Source organism: Methylobacterium sp. 391_Methyba4, assembly GCF_029691625.1.
Classification (GTDB): Bacteria; Pseudomonadota; Alphaproteobacteria; order Rhizobiales; family Beijerinckiaceae; genus Methylobacterium; species Methylobacterium fujisawaense.
This window is the reverse complement of the sequence record NZ_CP121475.1, coordinates 2,843,448-2,862,201: the sequence shown is the minus strand read 5'-3', so window position 1 is coordinate 2,862,201 and position 18,754 is coordinate 2,843,448. Positions and strand designations below refer to the sequence as shown.

Annotated in this window: 20 protein-coding genes; 11 read left to right on the top strand and 9 right to left on the bottom strand. The window is 72.9% G+C overall.

The annotated features are described in order from the left end of the window. Positions 1–17: 17 nt before the first annotated feature. The 3 genes from P9K36_RS13345 (at position 18) to P9K36_RS13335 (ending at position 4,916) form a co-directional block, all read left to right on the top strand. Positions 18–2,714, top strand: a complete 2,697-nt coding sequence (locus P9K36_RS13345) for a nitrate reductase (protein ID WP_111473906.1) — start codon at positions 18–20, stop codon at positions 2,712–2,714. Between the two features lie 108 nt (positions 2,715–2,822). Beyond that, positions 2,823–4,295 (top strand): siroheme synthase CysG, encoded by a 1,473-nt coding sequence (cysG, locus tag P9K36_RS13340; RefSeq protein ID WP_043384998.1) that lies wholly within the window; start codon positions 2,823–2,825, stop codon positions 4,293–4,295. A gap of 126 nt (positions 4,296–4,421) precedes the next feature. After that, positions 4,422–4,916 carry a cupin domain-containing protein gene (locus tag P9K36_RS13335; RefSeq protein WP_111473907.1) on the top strand — a complete coding sequence of 165 codons (495 nt, stop codon included), beginning with the start codon at positions 4,422–4,424 and terminating at the stop codon, positions 4,914–4,916. Positions 4,917–4,931: 15 nt separating this feature from the next. On the opposite strand, the gene nudC is transcribed toward P9K36_RS13335, so the two are convergent. The 5 genes from nudC to P9K36_RS13310 form a co-directional block, all read right to left on the bottom strand. Beyond that, a complete protein-coding gene (gene nudC / locus P9K36_RS13330; RefSeq protein ID WP_043351766.1) occupies positions 4,932–5,834 on the bottom strand; it encodes an NAD(+) diphosphatase in 903 nt (300 codons plus the stop codon). Positions 5,835–5,841: 7 nt separating this feature from the next. Beyond that, positions 5,842–6,261: an HIT domain-containing protein gene (locus tag P9K36_RS13325; RefSeq protein ID WP_043757523.1), complete on the bottom strand. Its 420-nt coding sequence runs from the start codon at positions 6,259–6,261 to the stop codon at positions 5,842–5,844. An 81-nt stretch (positions 6,262–6,342) separates the two neighbouring features. Beyond that, a complete protein-coding gene (locus tag P9K36_RS13320; protein WP_236952938.1) occupies positions 6,343–6,936 on the bottom strand; it encodes a hypothetical protein in 594 nt (197 codons plus the stop codon). A gap of 121 nt (positions 6,937–7,057) precedes the next feature. Then, a complete protein-coding gene (locus tag P9K36_RS13315) occupies positions 7,058–7,921 on the bottom strand; it encodes a universal stress protein (protein WP_043351769.1) in 864 nt (287 codons plus the stop codon). Positions 7,922–7,948: 27 nt separating this feature from the next. Next, complete coding sequence (locus tag P9K36_RS13310) at positions 7,949–9,142, bottom strand: acyltransferase (RefSeq protein ID WP_052083614.1); 1,194 nt, start codon at positions 9,140–9,142, stop codon at positions 7,949–7,951. 256 nt (positions 9,143–9,398) lie between these two features. Here P9K36_RS13310 and P9K36_RS13305 point away from each other — a divergent pair, with 256 nt between their 5' ends. Beyond that, the gene (locus tag P9K36_RS13305; protein ID WP_043384982.1) at positions 9,399–10,100 is read left to right on the top strand and encodes a DUF4142 domain-containing protein; all 702 of its coding nucleotides are present in this window, start codon (positions 9,399–9,401) and stop codon (positions 10,098–10,100) included. Between the two features lie 312 nt (positions 10,101–10,412). Here P9K36_RS13305 and P9K36_RS13300 read toward each other — a convergent pair whose 3' ends face one another. The 3 genes from P9K36_RS13300 to P9K36_RS13290 all read right to left on the bottom strand — a co-directional run bounded on the left by P9K36_RS13300 (position 10,413) and on the right by P9K36_RS13290 (position 12,498). Further along, positions 10,413–11,078, bottom strand: a complete 666-nt coding sequence (locus P9K36_RS13300) for a carbonic anhydrase (protein WP_043351772.1) — start codon at positions 11,076–11,078, stop codon at positions 10,413–10,415. A 45-nt stretch (positions 11,079–11,123) separates the two neighbouring features. Beyond that, positions 11,124–11,639 carry an NUDIX domain-containing protein gene (locus P9K36_RS13295; protein WP_043351773.1) on the bottom strand — a complete coding sequence of 172 codons (516 nt, stop codon included), beginning with the start codon at positions 11,637–11,639 and terminating at the stop codon, positions 11,124–11,126. A gap of 115 nt (positions 11,640–11,754) precedes the next feature. Then, a complete protein-coding gene (locus P9K36_RS13290; protein WP_043757520.1) occupies positions 11,755–12,498 on the bottom strand; it encodes a DUF429 domain-containing protein in 744 nt (247 codons plus the stop codon). A gap of 101 nt (positions 12,499–12,599) precedes the next feature. On the opposite strand from P9K36_RS13290, the gene P9K36_RS13285 reads away from it, so the two are divergent. Both P9K36_RS13285 and dut read left to right on the top strand, forming a co-directional pair. Next, positions 12,600–13,481: a CoA ester lyase gene (locus tag P9K36_RS13285; protein ID WP_278307137.1), complete on the top strand. Its 882-nt coding sequence runs from the start codon at positions 12,600–12,602 to the stop codon at positions 13,479–13,481. Next, positions 13,478–13,948 carry a dUTP diphosphatase gene (gene dut / locus P9K36_RS13280; RefSeq protein ID WP_043384973.1) on the top strand — a complete coding sequence of 157 codons (471 nt, stop codon included), beginning with the start codon at positions 13,478–13,480 and terminating at the stop codon, positions 13,946–13,948. Before P9K36_RS13285 ends, dut begins: the two co-directional genes overlap by 4 nt. Positions 13,949–13,954: 6 nt before the next feature. Here dut and P9K36_RS13275 read toward each other — a convergent pair whose 3' ends face one another. Next, complete coding sequence (locus P9K36_RS13275; protein WP_043384970.1) at positions 13,955–14,830, bottom strand: ATP-binding protein; 876 nt, start codon at positions 14,828–14,830, stop codon at positions 13,955–13,957. 165 nt (positions 14,831–14,995) lie between these two features. On the opposite strand from P9K36_RS13275, the gene P9K36_RS13270 reads away from it, so the two are divergent. From P9K36_RS13270 to P9K36_RS13250, 5 genes are all read left to right on the top strand, one after another. Beyond that, positions 14,996–15,439 carry an OsmC family protein gene (locus P9K36_RS13270; protein ID WP_053608402.1) on the top strand — a complete coding sequence of 148 codons (444 nt, stop codon included), beginning with the start codon at positions 14,996–14,998 and terminating at the stop codon, positions 15,437–15,439. A gap of 80 nt (positions 15,440–15,519) precedes the next feature. Further along, positions 15,520–15,885 (top strand): hypothetical protein, encoded by a 366-nt coding sequence (locus P9K36_RS13265; protein ID WP_278307136.1) that lies wholly within the window; start codon positions 15,520–15,522, stop codon positions 15,883–15,885. A 100-nt stretch (positions 15,886–15,985) separates the two neighbouring features. Then, entirely contained in the window at positions 15,986–17,326 is a 1,341-nt protein-coding gene (serS, locus tag P9K36_RS13260; RefSeq protein WP_043385037.1) for a serine--tRNA ligase, read from the top strand. Further along, positions 17,326–18,090: a 5'/3'-nucleotidase SurE gene (gene surE, locus P9K36_RS13255; protein ID WP_043346675.1), complete on the top strand. Its 765-nt coding sequence runs from the start codon at positions 17,326–17,328 to the stop codon at positions 18,088–18,090. The genes serS and surE overlap by 1 nt, the downstream gene beginning before the upstream one ends. Further along, entirely contained in the window at positions 18,087–18,734 is a 648-nt protein-coding gene (locus P9K36_RS13250; protein ID WP_053608353.1) for a methyltransferase domain-containing protein, read from the top strand. The genes surE and P9K36_RS13250 overlap by 4 nt, the downstream gene beginning before the upstream one ends. Positions 18,735–18,754 lie beyond the last annotated feature (20 nt).

The following is an 18,754-nucleotide window of genomic DNA, read 5'->3' as shown; positions in this document are numbered from 1 at the left end:
CTTCGAGGACTTCAGCCATGACCCAGCCAGTCGCGGCGTCGACGGTGCGGACCACCTGCCCCTATTGCGGGGTCGGGTGCGGCGTGCTCGCGAGTCCGGACGGGCAGGGCGGCGCCATGATCGCGGGCGACACCGACCACCCGGCCAATTTCGGGCGCCTGTGCTCGAAGGGCTCGGCGCTGGGCGAGACCCTGTCGCTGGAGAACCGCCTGCTTCACCCGCAGGTCGACAACGCGCAGGTCTCATGGGATGCGGCCCTCGACACCGTGGCGGGCAAGCTCCGCGCGGTGGCCGAGGAGCACGGCCCGGACGCGATCGCCTTCTACCTGTCGGGCCAGCTCCTCACCGAGGATTATTACGTCGCCAACAAGCTCGCGAAGGGCTTCATCGGCACGCCGCACGTGGACACCAATTCCCGGCTGTGCATGTCGAGCGCGGTGGCGGCCCACCGCCGGGCCTTCGGCTCCGACACGGTGCCGGGCTGCTACGAGGATCTCGACGAGGCCGACCTGATCGTGCTGGTCGGCTCCAACACCGCGTGGTGCCACCCGATCCTGTTCCGCCGCATGGCCGACGCCAAGGCGCGCCGCGGGACCAAGTTCGTGGTCATCGACCCCCGCCGGACCCAGACCGCGGAGGAATCCGACCTGTTCCTCGGCATCCGGCCAGGCACCGACACCGCGCTGTTCTCGGGCCTGCTGGTCTACCTGTCGGACAACGGCTTCCGCGATCGCGCTTTCATCGATTCCCATACGGCCGGCCTCGATGGCGCCCTCGACCGCGCCCGCCAGATCGCGCCGGACGTGGCGGCGGTCGCCGCCGTCACCGGCGCGCCGGAGGCCGACATCGCGGCCTTCTACGCCCTGTTCGCCGGTACCCGCCGGGTGGTCACGGCCTTCTCGCAGGGGGTGAACCAGTCGGCGCAGGGCACCGACAAGGGCAACAGCATCATCAACTGCCACCTCGTCACCGGCCGCATCGGCGAGACCGGGATGGGGCCGTTCTCCCTGACCGGCCAGCCCAACGCCATGGGCGGGCGCGAGGTCGGGGGGCTGGCCAACATGCTGGCGGCCCACATGCACTTCACCCCCGAGGAGGTGGACCGGGTGCGCCGCTACTGGGGCGCACCGCGGATCATCACCGGCGAGGGCATGAAGGCGGTGGCGCTGTTCGAGGCGATCGCCCGGGGCAAGATCAAGGCGCTGTGGGTGATGGGCACCAACCCGCTGGTCTCGATGCCGCGGGCCGACGCGATCCGGGAATCGCTCGCCGGCCTCGACCTCTACGTGGTGTCCGAGGCGGTGGCGGATTCCGACACCGCCCGGGGCCTGGGTAAAACCACGGTGCTGCTGCCCGCCCAGGCCTGGGGCGAGAAGGACGGCACGGTCACCAATTCCGAGCGGCGGATCTCCCGCCAGCGCCGCTTCCTCGCGAGCCCCGGCGAGGCGCGGCCGGACTGGGCGGCGCTGGCCGATGTCGGCCGCCGCCTCGGGCACGGAAAGGCCTTCGCGTTCGACTCCGCCGCCGCGATCTTCCGCGAGCATGCCGGGCTCTCGGCCTATGAGAACAACGGCACCCGCGACTTCGACCTCGGCGCGCTCGCCGACATCAGCGACGCCGCCTACGACGTGACCCTGCCGGTGCAGTGGCCCATCCCGAAGCGCTCCGGCTTCCGGGGCGCCCCGCAGGGCAAGGCCAGGCTGTTCGGCGACGGCCGGTTCTACACCTTCGACCGGCGCGCCCGCTTCGTCGCGGTGCAGCCGCCGGCCCTCGCGCTCGCGGCCTCGCCGGCGTTCCCGCTCATGCTCAACACCGGCCGGGTCCGCGACCACTGGCACACGATGACGCGCACCGGGAAGAGCCAGCGCCTCTCGGCGCACCGGGCCGTCCCGTTCGTCGAAATCCACCCGGACGACGCGGCGGCTCACGGCCTGGCGGAGGGCGACATCGCCCGGCTCTCGACCGAGCACGGCGCGGCCGAGCTGGAGGTGACGGTCACCGACACGGTGGTGCCGGGCAATCTGTTCATGCCGATGCACTGGGGCGGCGCCTTCGCGTCGCAGGCCCGGGTCGGCGCGCTGGTGCGCGGCATGACCGACCCAGTCTCGGGCCAGCCCGAACTCAAGGCGACCCCGGCGGCCATCGCGTCCGTCGGCTACCGCGCCCGCGGCTTCCTGCTGACGCGCCGGCAGGTGGCGATGCCCGAGGGCTGGTGGTGGGCGCGCGCCGCGATCACCGGCGGCTGGGGCGCGCAGTTCGCCACCGCCGACAGCTCCCGGGCAGTGGCGCTGATGGTGCGCGGCCTGATCCAGAGCGAGGCCCTGTCGGGCTGCGAGCTGGCGGAATATGCCGATCACACCCGCAACCGCTACCGCTGCGCGGTCTATGACGGCGACCGCCTCGTCGCCTGCCTCGCCTACGCGCCCGCGGGGGAACGGCCGGACTGGGAGGCCGCCAAGGCCCTGTTCGCCACCGAGGTGCCCGACGCCGCCGAGCGACGGGCGCTGCTCTCGGGCCGCGCGGCCACGGCCTCGGCGGGGCCCGTGGTCTGCGCCTGCCACGGCGTCGGCGCCGACGTCATCGCCACCACCATCGCCGGGGGCGCCGCCTCCGTCGAGGCGGTGGGCGCCGCCTGCAAGGCCGGCACGAATTGCGGCTCGTGCATACCGGAGATCCGCAAGATGCTGGCCGGGCAGACCGCATGCGCCGCGTGATTTTCTGATACACTTGCCGGCGAGGACAGACCGACCCGTCCAACCGGACCCCCTCATCCTGGGGGGGTGGACAGGAGAGGCCGGTTCGAGACGATTCAGGACAGGCCCGTGACCGAGACCCCCCTGCGCGCAGCCCGCGCCCCCCGCGAGACCAAGGCCGCCGGCCTGGAGCCGCTGGCGGTGCTGCCCGTCTTCGTGCCCCTGCGCGGCAAGCGGGTGGTTCTGGCCGGATCCTCCGGCGGGGCGCCGTGGAAGGTGAAGGTCCTGGCGGCGGCCGGCGCCCATGTGGACGTCTACGCCCCCGATCCCGGCGAGGAGCTGCGCGCGGTCCCGGGCGAGATCGTCGATGGGCACGTCACGCTGCACGAGCGCGCCTGGACGCCGGACGACCTCTGGGGCGCGGCCTTCTGCATCGGCGCCCTGGAGGACGAGGCCGAGTGCGTCGCCTTCGTGGTGGCGGCCCGCGGAGCCGGGGCGATCGTCAACGCGGTCGACCGCCCGCATCTCTGCGACGTGAAGTTCGGCGCCATCGTCAACCGCTCGCCGCTGGTCGTGGGCATCTCGACGGAGGGCGCCGCCCCGGTCTTCGGCCAGACCGTGCGCGCCCGGATCGAGGCGATGCTGCCCCGGGGCTTCGCCCGCTGGGTCGGCGCCGCCCGCGACTGGCGCGACGGCGTCACGGCGCGCTTCCACGGCTTCGCGGAGCGCCGTGCCTTCTGGGAGCGCTTCACCGACCGGGCCTTCGCGGAGCCGGACCGCGCCCCCTCCGACACGGATCTCGCGGAGTTGCTCGGCGAGACGGAAGCCGCCCCGAAGGGCGGAGCGGTGACCCTGGTCGGGGCCGGCCCCGGCGACGCGGAGCTTCTGACCCTCAAGGCGCTGCGGGCGCTCCGCAACGCCGACGTGATCCTCTACGACGACCTCGTCGCCCCGGAGATCCTCGACTATGCCCGCCGCGAGGCGCGCACCATGCTGGTGGGCAAGACCGGCCACGGCCCGTCCTGCCGCCAGGACGACATCAACGCGCTGATGGTCCAGCTCGCCCGCTCGGGCAAGCAGGTGGTGCGGCTGAAATCCGGCGACCCGCTGGTCTTCGGCCGGGCTGGCGAGGAGATCGAGGCCTGCCGGGCCGCCGGCATCCCGGTCACCGTGGTCCCCGGGGTCTCGGCCGCGCAGGGTGCAGCGGCGGCGCTCGGCGTGTCCCTGACCCATCGGGACGCCGCGCGCCGGCTCCAGTTCGTCACCGGCCACGACCGCCGCGGGGCGCTGCCGGACGACCTGAACTGGGGGGCGCTCGCCGATCCGAGCGTCACCACGGTGATCTACATGCCCAAGCGGACCCTGCGGGCGCTGCTGGCGCGCGCGGTGGAGGAAGGTCTGGCGCCGTCGACGCCGGCGCTGCTCGTGTTCAACGCGACGCGCCCGAACCAGCAGGCCCTGCGGGGCACGGCCGCCGACCTCGCCGACCGGGTGGAGGCGGCGGGGCTCGAAGGGCCGGCGCTGCTGATGGTCGGTACGGCCTTCTCGGAGATGCGGAGCGCCGTGACGGAAGACGGGGCGCAGAGCCGGATGGTCGTCTGACCGCACGGATCCCGCGTGCCCCGCGCGGCTTGCGACGATCTGAAACGGTTGCCGTGCCTGGGAAACGGCCCGCCCGGACCCAGAACTGCCCGTGGGCCCAGGCCTTGGGCAGAAACGGAGGGTGGAATGACACGGTCATGGATCAGCGCCGCGGCGGCGCTGGCGATGCTCGGCGGTTTCGGGCCGGCTTCGGCGGCCGACCACGCCGGGCTGGTGGTGGTTCCGGATGGCGCCTCCGCCACCTACGAGCCTGGCCCGCCCAACCTGCCCAAAGGGACCCAGATCAGCCGGATCGCGGGCGATCCGTCGAAGCCCGGCGCCTTCGTGCTGCGGGTGAAGGTACCGGCCAATACGGTGATCGCGCCGCACACCCATTCCAAGCCCGAGACGCTGACGATCCTCTCGGGCTCGATCCATCACGCGCATGGGCGGACCCTGGACAAGACCAAGGGTTCGGTGCTGAAGGCCGGCGGCTTCGTCTACCTGCCGGAGGACATGCCGCATTCGCTGTGGACCACCGACGAGCCGGTCGAACTGCAGGTCAACGGCTCCGGGCCGTTCGGGCTGAACTACATCAACCCCGCCGACGATCCGAGCCGGGACGCCGGCAAGCCCGGCTAGAAACGGGCGGGGGGCTCAGGTCTCGCCCGCCACGAACGCGCGCATCAGGTAGTGCGCGATCGCCATGGGCGGCGGGGCCTGGATCCCCTCGGGATGCGTCCCGTCGAGCATCGCCGCGACCGCGTCCCGGTCGAACCAGCGGGCATCCTCCAGCTCGTTCGGATCGGTCACGATGGCCGCGTCGAGGGCCTCGGCGGCGCAGCCAAGCATCAGTGAGGACGGGAACGGCCAGGGCTGCGACGTCCGGTAGGTAACGGCGCCGACGCGGATCCGCGTCTCCTCGAACACCTCGCGGCGGACCGCGTCCTCGATCGTCTCGCCGGGCTCCAGGAAGCCCGCGAGGCACGAGAACATGCCCGGCTTGAAATGCGGCCCCCGGCCGAGCAGGCAGGTGTCGCCCCGGCGCACCAGCATGATCACCACCGGATCGACCCGGGGGAAGTGGTGGGCGTCGCAACCCGGGCATTCGCGCCGGAAGCCGCCGGCCTTCGCCACCGTGGCGGTGCCGCACTTGGCGCAGAAGCCGTGGCGGGCGTGCCAGTCGAGCATCGACTTGGCCACGGCCAGCAGGCCGAGCTCCTCGGCCTCCACGGCGGATTCGGTGGCGATCGACCGCAGGTCGAGGGTGCGGACCGGCGCCTCGGCGAACCGCTCGGCCGCCTCGGCGGGGGCTGCGGCGGCGAAGACGGGCTGCCCGTCCCGGTGCCCGAGGAAGATGCGCGTCCCGCCGTCGAGGCCCGCGGCCTCCGCGGGGGCGATCAGCGCGGTCGATCCGCGCAGCACGATCCGGTCGCCGCAGATCAGGACGAGGCGCGCGTCCGGCGCGTCGAAGGCGGGCACCGCCTCCTCGGGCTGCTCGGACGAGTGGCGGTCGAGGCGGTTGCGGACGAATCCGAGGGTGTCGCGGGGATCGGTCATGCCAGGGTCAGGCCGCGGAGAACAGGGCGCCGGCGCGCTCGAGGAGCTGGGCGCGGGCGTGGGGTGGATAGGGCTTGCGGGTCTCGAACCCCCAGACCGGACCCGGCCAGGCCGGATCCGACCGGAATCGGCCGATGACGTGGACGTGGAGCTGCGCCACCACGTTGCCGAGGGCGCCGACATTCACCTTGTCGGGCTTCGACAGGGCCTGCATCACCCCCGTGGCGAGACGGATCTCCTGCCAGAGCGCGGCGGCATCGGCCTCGGAGAGATCGGTGATCTCGCAGAGGTCCGGGCGGCGCGGCACCAGGATCAGCCAGGGGAACCGGGCATCGTCCATCAGCAGCACGCGGCACACGGCGAGGTCGCCCACCTCTGCCGTGTCGGCGGAGAGGCGCGGGTCGAGGGTGAAGGCGGGCTCGGTCATCGGGACACGATGTAGCGCAGCTTCCGCATCGGCGCGCGGGTTTGGTGCGCCGCCGATGATGCGGCGCGGGTCTCGTCCGCCTCAGAGCCCCGGCACGACGCCCTGGCGGCCGACCGCGATCGTGCCGGCCACGAGGCCGCCCTCCGGGTGGGAGCGGGCGAAGATCGTCACGGCGGCGCCGGGCTGGAGCATGGCTTTCTCGCCCGGGGCGAACTGCGTCACCGGCGCGCCGTCCGGGATCGCGAAGGACGCCTGCCCGTCCTTGTAGGCGAGCGTCACGCGCATCGGCGGCCCCCTCTGCAGGTCGGCGACCCAGCCGGCCGTCAGGCTCGCGCCCTGCGCCGTGTCCCAGGGCTGGCTGCCCGCCTCGAAGCCGCGCTCCGAGGGCGAGTACAGGGTCACCGCGGTCGCCTGCCGCGGCTCGGGGCCGGCCTCGCCGATGACGCTGACGTAGCTCTCGGGTTTGATGTTGCGGAGGCTCGCGGCATTGACCGCGTAGATCCGGGTGCGCGGGACCATCCGCACGGTGAGGGTGCCGCCGCTGGCGCGGCGGATCTCCAGGCGCTCCGAGTCGGCCCGGACCACCGTGCCGCGGAACCGGACCGTCGTCGGCTCCGCCCGGGCGGCGCCGACGGCTGAGATCGCCAGAAGGCCGGCGAGGAAGAGGCGTCTCACGGGGCTCGTCACGGGACTCCTTTCGCGGCGTCGCACCATCCGGACGCGGGAGCCGAACGCCATGGGCCGGCGCCGGTTCCCGGCGCGGTCCCGGTTGCCGCCGGCCTGGTCCGCGCAGCGGTCAATGGGCCATCAGCACCGGCATGTCGGCATGGGCCAGGACATGGCTGGTGACGCCGCCGAAGATCATCTGGCGCAGGCGGCTCTGGGTGTAGGCGCCCTTGATCAGCAGGTCGCAACCGAAGGCCTTGGACTCCGCCAGGAAGGTCTCGCCGGGCACCCGCCGGCCGGCCGGCAGCGCCCGGTGCGACGCGTCCACGCCCTCGCAGGCCAGCGCCTGGGCGAGATCCTGGGCGGTCGGGCCCGGCACCATGCCGCCCTCGACGCTGAGCACCAGCACCCGCTCGGCCCGCCGCAGGAACGGCATCGCGAAGGCCACCGCCCGGGCGGTCTCGGTGGAGCCGTTCCAGGCGATGACCACCGCGTCGCCGAGGCTCGCCGGGGCGCTGGGCGGGGCCAGCAGGATCGGCCGGCCGCTCTCGAACAGGGCCGTCTCGAAAGTGGTCATGCGCGGGGCATTGTCGGTCGTGCCCGGACGCCCGACCACGGTGGCCGAGAAGAGCCGTGCATACTGGCCGAGGAACGCGTCGCCGGTGGGGACGTCCTGCCGCCAGCGGTAGCGCGGGCCGGCATCCGGCACGCGATCCGGAATGCACAGGCCGTCGCGGGCATGCCGCGGGATGCCGGCACCGTCCATGAAGGCGATGAAACGGCTGCCCGCCTCTTCGGCCTCGGCCCGGTCGGCCTCCTCGTCGCGCAGCCACGTCATGCCGCCGACCATGTCGACGGGGACGTACTCGGCGAGGGCCGGGCGCAGGGACACGCCCTCGATCAGGCTGCCGAAGCGCGTCGCCGCCAGCCGGGTGGTCTCGAAGACGGAGGGCAGGGCGTCGTGCATCGCGACGGGTACGAGCAGGGTCTTCATGGTGGCAATCTCCCCGGTTCCGAGAGGCTAATCCGCCCGGCCGCCCGGTGGAACCGGGGCCAGCGCGGCGCGCACACGGTTTTGCAGCCCGCGCGGATCGAGGCGCGCCCGCAGGATCCGGGTCAGCGGCGCCTCGACGAGGCGGTGGACCACGAGCGCGGCCGCCACGCTGCCGGCGAGCATCAGGACCATGCTGCCCCAGGGCTGCACGGCCGGCGCCAGCCCAAGCCGGAGCAGCCCCTCGCGCACGAGGCGCAGCGCGAAGGGATGCACGAGATAAAGGGCGTAGGAGGCGTCGCCCAGCCCGACGAGCCCGCGCACCGGGACGGGAAGGCGCGCGACCTGGGCGGCATCGCGCGTCGGTCCGAGGGCGGCCGCCACCAGCAGGGCGGCTGGGCCGCCGACGAGGAGGGGCCGCAGAAATCCGTCGGCCCCGCCTTGGCCGGCGAGCACGCGCGCGGCCAGGACGAGCCCGACGCCGCCCAGAACCGTGAGACCGACCCGCAGGGGCAGGCCCGGCCGGAAACCCTCGCGGTAGGCGAGGGCGAGACCGGCGCCGGCGACGAATTCGAGCACGATCGGATCCGTCCAGAAGCGGAGCGGCACCGGAAGACCGGGCACGAGGGCTCCGACAGCCACGAGGAGCATAAGGCCCCCGCACAGCCAGGCGACGGCGCCGCGCCGGCCGAAGCCGAGCCCTGCCGCGAAGACTGCGTAGAAGAAGGCCTCGTAGTTCAGGGTCCAGCCGAGGCCATAGAGCGGTTGGACGGTGCCGTCGGGCCGGGCCAACGGCCAGAACAGGAAGCTCGCCACGAGGGCTGCGGGATCGCCGAGGAGGGCCGCCGCGTCGCCGAGCAGATCCGGCCGGGCCAGCGCGAGGGCGAGGAAGACGAGGCTCACCAGCCAGTAGAGCGGGACCACCCGGGCGATCCGATGGGCGAGAAAGCGGGCCCGCCCGCCCGGCCTGCCGGCCAGCCGGACCCCGGTATGGACGATGACGAATCCGGAGATCACGAAGAACAGATCGACCCCGCCCCACCAGGGCACGAGCGTTTCCGGGGCGGGCGCCTGGCCGAAGCCGCGCTCCGCCAGCAGCCCCGCCTCGTGCCGCGCATGATGCCAGACGACCATCAGGGCAGCGGCGGCGCGCAGGACCTGGAGCAGGAAGAAGATCACCGGGCGACCATGCCTCGCCCCGCACCCCGCCAGCAGGGCGCGCATGCGGTTCCGCCGCGGCTGCGGCCGGGGTCGGAGGCGGGCCGGACGGCGATCGGTCCGGCGGCCGAGTCTGCGGACCGGCGGCTCACCCCGCGGACCGCCGCCCTTCGGCCACCGCCCCGTCCGGGGCGAAAACGGCAGGAACCATAAGCCCATAACCTCGTTGACCGACCAATTCGCGAACCCGCCTGCGCCCGATCCTTCGTGCTGCGCATGCGACCTGCCAGAGTTCGCGTATCCATTTCGAACAGAGGTCCCGATGCTGAAGAACTATGCTGCCGCGTCCGCGCTTGTCCTGGCGCTGTCGACCCCGGCCCTGGCTCAGAGCGCCAACGACTTCCGCCTCCAGTCGATGCAGGCGAACGCCTTCGAAATCCAGTCCTCGCAGATCGCCCTGTCCAAGTCGCGCAACCCGAAGGTCCGCTCCTACGCCCAGGAGGTCCTCCGCGACCACCGGGCCGCCAACGTCGCCCTGGCGGGCGGCCAGATGAACGGCGTGGCCGGCGATCCGGGCGTCGGCGGCCTGATCACGGCGCCGATCGCGGTGGCGGGCAGCGCCGTGGGCGCCGGCGTCGGCGCGGCGACCGGCGTGGTCGGCGGCACCCTCGCGGGCGGACCGGTCGGCGGCCTCGAGGGCGCCGGCGCCGGTGCGGCGCGCGGCGCCGCCGCGGGCGGTCAGATCGGGCGCGGCGACATGATGGCCACGGGCGCCTCGACGATGGTGGCGCCGAGCCCCGAGCAGCAGGCGATGCTGGCCGAGCTGTCGTCGACCCCGGCCGGCCCGCGCTTCGACCGCCTCTATGCCAGCCAGCAGCTCCAGGCGCATCAGATGACCATCGCGATGACGCAGGCCTACGCCCAGGGCGGCCCGAACCCGGCCCTGCGCAACTACGCCCAGCAGGCCCTTCCGGCCCTGCAGATGCACTACAACCAGGCTCAGCGCCTCCCCGGCGCGATGTAAGGGTCATCGTCAGGGACGGCCCGGCTTCCGCCGGGCCAGACCTCCGGCGGCGGGTGCGAGCCCGCCGCCGTTTTCATGTCCGGCCCCTCCGCCCCGGCCACCGGCGAACCCGCGGGCGCGCCGCGTTCACGGGCCGGCACGTTGCGCCATCCGTTTGCGCCACGGACGGTCCGCGCAGAGGCACTGCCGAGATCCGCGCGCCGACCGGAGCCCCAAACGAAAACGGCCGGTGCGCGATGCGCAGCCGGCCGTTCCCGCAAAGTTACCGATCGGAGCCGGTTAGCCGACCCCGCTCTTCGGTGCCCGTCGCGCTCAATCGCACGCGATGGCGGCGACCGAGCGAACGGTCTGGCCCGTCGTGTCGATCGGCGGCTTGAACACGCCCGTCTCCGGGTCGCGCACCAGCAGGGAGCCGCTCGCCACGCCGAAATGCGCGCCGTGGATCTCCAGACGGCCGTCGTCGACCCGCTCCTTCACGAACGGGAAGGTCAGCAGGTTCTCCATGCTCTGGACGACCACCGCATGCTCCAGCTTGGTCAGGTAGTCCGGCGCGCCGGGATCGCCGGCCTTGTCTTCGGCCTGACCCACGAGCGAGACCCACTTGCCGATGAAGTCGCCGGGAGAGAGCGGCTTGGCCTTGTTGGCGTAGGCCTTGATGCCGCCGCAGGTGGCGTGGCCGAGAATGACGATGTGCTTCACCTCCAGAGCCTGGACGGCGAATTCCAGCGCCGCCGAGGTGCCGTGGTACTGACCGTCCGGCTGGTAGACCGGCACGAGGTTCGCGACGTTGCGGATCGTGAACAGCTCGCCCGGCCCGGCGTTGAAGATCGCGCTGGGCGACACCCGGCTGTCACAGCAGCTGATGACCAGGATCTCCGGGTTCTGCGTGGAGGCGAGCTGCGCGAAGCGCCGGCGCTCGGTCGGGAAGCGGTCGAGGAGGAAGGACCGGTAGCCTTCGGTCAGGTAGACGGGGAACATAAAGGCGTCTCCAGTTAGACAATCCCGCGACGGCAGGAAGTGAACTCAAAGTTCTCGCCAGGCAAGAACGCGTGGGTGGGCCGGAATAGTCCCGTTCGCGAGGTCCGCGGCGAGATCGGCGAGACCGGCCGGCTCGAAGTGCTCGCCGCTGGCGCGCAATTCGTCGATCGGCCACCAGCGTGTCCCGATCAGCGGGTTGTCCTCGGTCTCGGCGAGGCGGCTCGTATCGACCCGGTCGTCGGGCAGGCGGACGAGGAAGTAGCGCTCGCGGGCGTCCCGCGCCTGCCGGAACAGGTGGAACGGGCCGTCGCAGGCGGCGACCTGCGGGCCGATGGCGACATCGCCGCGGCCGATCTCCTCCTCGAGCTCCCGGCGACAGGCGGTGACGTGGTCCTCGCCGGGCTCCAGGCCGCCCCCCGGCATGAACCAGAACCGCAGGGGCGCGCCGTCCGGCCCTTTGGCATGGACCGACGTGTAGGCGATGAGCAGGATCCGATCCTGCGGATCGAGCACGATCGCGCGGGCGATGTGGCGGACGGGCAGGGGGTTCGCGGCGCTCATGCAGCGAGAGCTAGAGCGGGCGCGATGAACGGACACCGCCTGTGCGCGAGGCTGCGTGCAAAACAGCACGTTGGGTCGAGCACGGCGCCCGTTGCGATCCCTGGCGGACGACCGCTCAGGACGGCGCGCGCAAGGCTGGGGCCCAGATCACCACGGGAAGCCCGAACGCGTCCCGCTCCGGCGGATCCGGCAGCGGCACGGCGCATCCGAGGCGGATGTCGCGGGCGACCACCAGGGCGGCCAGCGCATCCAGATGGTCGTCCTCCGGAACGCCCTTCGCCCGGGCCTCGATCAGCGCGCCCGGCAGGCCCGCCGCCGCGAGGAGCGCCCGGCGCAGGTCGAGCCCCTCCCGGGCGCGCCGGCCCTTCTTGGGCAGGCCGAGCAGCCGGCCGCCGTTGAGGGCGTGGAAGGCCACCTCGGGATGGACCTCGTGGACCCGCGCCCGCACCTCCGGCCGCTCCCGCAGGAGCGTGTCGACCGCGCGGACGGCGCGGAAGATGTTGTAACCCTGGATCGAGGGCGCGAAGGGCGGGTCGCTCGCCTCGCGCGAGGCGGCCTTCGCGGCTTCATAGTCGGGGGCGTAGACCGCGCTCCGCGGCGGCATCGGAAACACCGATGCCCGCGCCGGCCCGAGCCGGGCGCGGGCCGCCCGGTCGGCGGCACGTCCGCCGCCGATGATGCGATCCGGCAGGCCGATCGGCACGTCGATCCCGACGATGCAGGGCCGCTCCGGGGCGTCGAGCAGCGCGGCGACGTCGGGGAACAGGGCAGAGCGGTGCCGGTCGGGATCGTCGAGGTCGAGGAGCGCGCCCGCCCAGGCTCCGCGGCAGCCGTCCAGTCCCGCGATCCAGCGTGCCATGCCGTTCCTTCCCCGTGCGACGCGCGGCGGGCGTTCTTGCCGGGATGCGCAGGGAAAGCTATCCGCGTCGCCGAGGGCGCCGCCGGCCCGGGAGAAGCGTGATGAGCGAGATCCGTCCCCGTCGCAGCGTGCTGGCGATGCCGGGCTCCAACGCCCGGGCGCTGGAAAAGGCGCGGTCGCTCCCCGCCGACGTCATCCTGATCGACCTTGAGGACGGCACGGCCCCGGAGGTCAAGGCGGCCGCCCGTGCCCAGGTCGCCGCAGCGGTCACAGCGCGCGGCTTCGGCGCCCGCGAGGTGGTGGTGCGCATCAACGCGCCCGAGACCGAGGACGGCGAGGCCGATCTCGTGGCGCTCGCTGCGGCCGCACCGGATGCCATTCTGGTGCCCAAGGTGCGCACCTCCGACACGCTGATCGCGGTCGGATCCCGGCTTCGCCGGCTCGGCGCGCCCCTGGCGACGCGGGTCTGGGCGATGATCGAGACTCCGATGGCGGTGGTGAACGCCGCCGAGATCGCGGGCGCGGCCCGGGACGTGGACGGGCGGCTCGCCGCCCTGGTGATCGGCCCGAACGACCTGCTGAAGGCGTCCCGGATCCGGCCCTCGGGGCGTGCTGCCCTGATGCCCTGGCTGATGACCGTGCTGGCCGCCGCCCGGGCCTACGAGATCGAGGCGATCGACGGCGTCTTCACCGACCTCGCCGACGCGGCCGGATTCGAGGCGGAGTGCGTCCAGGGGCGCGACCTCGGCTTCGACGGCAAGATGCTGATCCATCCGAGCCAGATCGGCCCGGCCAACGCGGCCTTCGGCCCGGATGCCGCGGAGATCGCGCAGGCGCGGTCGTTGATGGACGTCTTCGACGCGCCGGAGAACCGGGCGCGCGGGGTCATCGCGGTGGATGGGAAGATGGTCGAGCGCCTCCATGTCGAGGCCGCCCGGCGGACCCTCGCCATGGCCGAGGCGATCGCGCGTCTCGGCGCGTGAGCGACCGGCCGGAGATCGGCCTGCGGCTGCTCGATCCGCGGCTGCCGGGCTGGGGCTTCCCGCGCTGGGGCTCGCCGGCCGCGGCCGGCCTCGACCTGCACGCCTGCCTCGACGCGCCGCTGGTGCTCCCGCCCCAGGGCAAGCCGGCGCTGATCCCGGCGGGGTTCAGCGTCCTGATCCGCGATCCCGACTGGTGCGGCCTGATCTTCCCGCGCTCGGGGCGCGGGCACCGCGAGGGTCTGGTGCTGGGCAACGGCACCGGCGTCATCGACGCGGATTACGAGGGGCCGCTGATGGTTTCCGCCTGGAACCGCGACGAATCCGAGCCGGTCCGGATCGAGCCGGGCGAGCGGATCGCCCAGCTGGTCTTCACGCGGATCACCCGGCCGGTCCTGACCGTGCTGGAGGGCGAGCCCGGCCCCGGCTCCGAGCGGGGGTCGGGCGGGTTCGGGTCGAGCGGGCGGTAGGCGCCCTCAGTCGAGCGTCTTGCCGAGCCGCCCCGCCAGATCCTGGATGAACTGGAAGGCGGTCCGGCCCGAGCGGGAGCCGCGGGTGGTGGCCCATTCGAGGCATTCGGCGCGCAGCTGCTCCGGCGGCACGGCGAGGCCGTAGCGCTCGGCATAGGCGCGGATCATCGCCAGGTACTCGTCCTGGCTGCACTTGTGGAAGCCGAGCCAGAGGCCGAACCGGTCCGAGAGCGAGACCTTCTCCTCGACCGCCTCGCCGGGGTTGATCGCCGTGGAGCGCTCGTTCTCCACCATGTCGCGGGCGAGCAGGTGCCGGCGGTTCGAGGTGGCGTAGAACAGCACGTTGTTCGGACGCCCCTCGATGCCGCCATCGAGCGCGGTCTTGAGCGACTTGTACGAGGTGTCGTCGGCGTCGAAGGAGAGGTCGTCGCAATAGACCAGCCAGCGGTGCGGGTCCGGCCGCAGCAGGGCCATCAGGTCCGGCAGGGCCTCGATGTCCTCGCGGTGGATCTCCACGAGCTTCATCGGCCGGCTGCCGGCGGGCCTGCGGGCGTTGATCTCGGCATGGGCCGCCTTGACCAGCGACGACTTGCCCATGCCGCGGGCGCCCCACAGCAGGGCGTTGTTGGCCGGCAGGCCGCGGGCGAAGCGCTCGGTGTTCTCCACCAGGGTGTCGCGCGCCCGGTCGATGCCGGTGAGCAGGCCCATCTCCACCCGCGCCACCTGCGGCACCGGGGTCAGCCGGCGCTCGGGGCCCCACAGGAAGGCGTCGGCGGCGTCGGGATCGAAGGCCGGCGGGGCGGCGGGCGCGGCCCGCTCCAGCGCGGTGGCGATGCGCTCCAGGAGCGGCATCAGGGTATCCAGGGTCGCGGGGCTCGTCATCGGATCGGGGGGTTCGCGTACGGGTCGGTCAGGCGGCCGGTTCTACGGGGAAGATTCGGGGAAATCATCCGTATCCGGATGCATGGCCCGGGCCTTCCGAACGGGAACCCGGATCGGGCGTTGATCATCGCGGCAGCACGGGTGCCGTAACGGCCGGGGGGCATGATGGAGGCGGGACCGACGATCCGGATCACCCAGGTCGCCGATTACGTCTTCACGGTGGATTTCGGCGCGGCCCTGCCGGCGCTTCTCACCGACGAGGCGCCCCCGATCGGCGGCGGGTCCGGGCCGTACCCCGAGCAGCTGCTGATCTCCGGCGTCGCGAACTGCCTCTGCGCCAGCCTGGTCTTCGCCCTGGGGAAGTTCCGCCAGGAGGCGCGGGGCGTCGCCGCCGAGGCGTCCTGCCGGCTGGAGCGCAACCCTGCCGGGCGGCTCCGCGTCACCGCGATCGACGTGCGGATCCGCCTCGGCGCGGCGGCGGCCGACATGCCGCGGATCGACCGGGTGCTGGAGCAGTTCGAACGGTTCTGCACCGTCTCGGAGAGCGTGAAGGCCGGGATCCCGGTCGCCGTGTCGGTGGCCGATCGCGACGGCACGCGCCTGAAATGACCGGCGCCCCGGGGAAAGATCGGCCGCCCGGCGCATTGCCGCAGCACCAACCGGCCGACGGAGCCGGACGAGGAGACGCCATGTCGGATCAGACGCGAGAACCCGCCCGCGCCCCCGAGGACCTTGCCGTCCTGTTCAACCAGCGCGCCAATGCCGGCGATGTCGAGGGTCTCGTCGCCCTCTACGAGCCCGAGGCGGTGCTGGCCGCCGGCCGGGTCGTCGCCACGGACCATGCCGAGATCCGGAGCTTCTACGCCGACCTGCTGGCGCGCAAATCCGACTTCCCGGCCCCGGAGACGCTGCCGCCCCTGCGCAACGGCCCCCTCGCCCTGACCTTCGCGCGGCTGCCGAACGGCGCCCTGTCGGTGGAGGCCGCCCGGGAGCAGGCCGACGGGACGTGGCTCTGGGCGATCGACCAGCTCAAGATCGCGCCGCCGAAGAGCTGACCGTCGGCCCGGACGCGCCCCCGCGCTTGTCCCACCGGACGCGATGCGGCAAAGCGGAGCCCGCGCGCTCGACGCTGCGCAGAAGACCCGAGCCGACTCGATGCACGACATCCGCGCCATCCGGGAGAACCCGGACGCCTTCGACAGCGACCTCGCCCGCCGGGGCCTCGCGCCGCTCTCGGCCGCGCTGATCGCGCTGGACGAGGCGCGGAAGGCGTCGGTCTCGGCCGCGCAGGCCAACCAGGAGCGGCGCAACGCCCTGGCCAAGGAGATCGGCGGCGCCAAGAAGGCCAAGGACGAGGACCGCGCCGCCGCCCTGATGGCGGAGGTCGCGGCCCTGAAGGGCGCCGAGCCGGAACTGAAGGCCGCGCAGGACGCGGCCGACAAGGCGCTGGCGGACAAGCTCGCCGCGATCCCGAACCGGCCGAAACCCGACGTGCCCGAGGGTGCCGACGAGCACGGCAACGTCCTCTACCGCAGCCACGCCGCGACCCGCGAGCGGCTTACCGAGGGCCGCGAGCATTTCGAACTCGGCGAGGCCGCCGGCCTGATGGATTTCGAGGCGGCGGCCAAGCTGTCCGGCGCGCGCTTCGTGGTGCTGAAAGGTCAGCTCGCCCGGCTGGAGCGGGCGCTCGGCCAGTTCATGCTCGACCTGCACACCCAGGAGCACGGCTACCTGGAGGTGGCGCCGCCGGTTCTGGTGCGCGACGCCGCCATGTTCGGCACCGCGCAGCTGCCGAAGTTCGAGGACGATCAGTTCTCGGTGTTCAAGGGGCTGGACGCCGTGAAGACGCTGGACTCCGCGGCGGACCCGGCCTCCGGCAACACCGAGAAGTTCTGGCTCGTCCCCACCGCCGAGGTGCCGCTGACGAACCTCGTCCGCGAGTCGATCCTCCGCGAGGAGGAGCTGCCCCTGCGCTTCACCGCGCTGACGCCCTGTTTCCGGGCCGAGGCCGGGTCGGCGGGGCGCGACACCCGCGGCATGCTGCGCCAGCACCAGTTCAACAAGGTCGAGCTGGTCTCGATCACCACGCCGGAGGAATCCGCCACCGAGCACGAACGGATGCTCACCTGCGCCGAGGCGGTTCTGAAGAAGCTGGATCTGCCCTACCGGGTCATGACCCTCTGCACCGGCGACATGGGCTTCGCCTCCCAGAAGACCTACGACATCGAGGTCTGGGTGCCGGGCCAGCGCACCCACCGCGAGATCTCGTCGTGCTCGGTCTGCGGCGACTTCCAGGCCCGGCGGATGAACGCCCGCTACCGGGGCAAGGACGGCAAGCCGGCCTACGTCCACACCCTCAACGGCTCGGGCGTGGCGGTCGGCCGCGCGCTCATCGCCGTGATGGAGAATTACCAGAACCCGGACGGGAGCATCACGATCCCGTCGGTGCTCCACCCCTACATGGGCGGGCTCAACCGGATCGAGGGCACCCGCTGATGCGCATCCTGGTCACCAACGACGACGGCATCCACGCGCCGGGGCTCAGTACCCTGGAGGAGATCGCCCGCGAGCTGTCGGACGACGTCTGGGTGGTGGCGCCGGAGAGCGACCAGTCCGGCGTGTCGCACTCGCTGTCGCTCAACGACCCGCTGCGCCTGCGGCAAGTCTCGGAGCAGCGTTTCGCCGTGAAGGGGACGCCGTCGGACTGCGTGATCCTGGGCGTGCGCCACATCCTGGGCGACCACGGGCCGGACCTCGTCCTGTCGGGGGTCAACCGCGGCCAGAACGTCGCCGAGGACGTGACCTATTCGGGCACGATCGCGGCCGCCATGGAGGGGACGATCCTCGGCATCCGCTCGATCGCGCTCAGCCAAGCCTACGGGGTGGGCGGACGCGGCGCCCTCAAGTGGGACTGCGCCCGGACGCACGGGGCGAAGGTCGTCCGGAAGATCCTGGAGACCGGGATCGAGCCCGGCATCCTGGTCAACGTGAATTTTCCGGATTGCGAACCGGCCGACGTGCAGGGCATCGCGGTGGCCGCGCAGGGCTTCCGCAATCAGGCGCTGCTGTCCATCGACGCCCGGGTCGACGGGCGCGGCAACCCGTATTTCTGGCTGGCCTTCGCCAAGGCCCGGTTCGAGCCGGGCCACGGTTCGGATCTGAAAGCCATCGCCGAGAAGCGGATCTCGGTGACGCCCCTGCGCCTCGATCTCACGGACGAGCCGACGCTGACGCGCTTCGCGCAGGCCTTCGCCGAGTGATCGATCTGGGCAGCCTGGAAGAGGCTGCCGGCAACGCGGCCTTCGTCATGGCGCTCCGGGGCCGGGGCCTGCGGGACACCGCGGTGCTGCGGGCCATGGAACAGGTGCCCCGGGACACCTTCGCGCCGCCGCAGCATCGGGAGCATGCGCGGCGGGACATCGCCCTGCCGCTGTCCTGCGGGGCGTCGATGACGGCCCCCTCCACCGTGGCCCTGATGCTGGCGCTGCTTCGGCTCGAGCCGGGCCAGCGCGTCCTGGAGATCGGCACGGGCTCGGGCTACGTGACCGCCCTGCTCGCCCAGCTCGGGGCCGGGGCGGTGCTCAGCCTGGAACGCTACACCTCCCTGGCCGGGGCGGCGACGCGGCGGCTCGCGGCCCTGTCCGAGGTGCATGTCGTCCGGGCGGACGGGCTGGCCCCGGACCTGCCGGACGGGGGGTTCGACCGGATCCTGGTCCACGGCAGCGTCGCGGCGATCCCGCAGCACTGGCGCGCGGCCCTCGAACCCGGCGGACGGCTGGTGACGGGCCTCAGGGGCGAGGGCGGCTGCCGGGTCGCGGTGCTGCCGACGCCGGAGGCCGAGCCGGAACCGGGGGCGCCGGTGCGGCTGACGGCGCTGATGCCGGGACTGGCGCGGGTTCTCTGACGCCGAGCCGACGGGACACG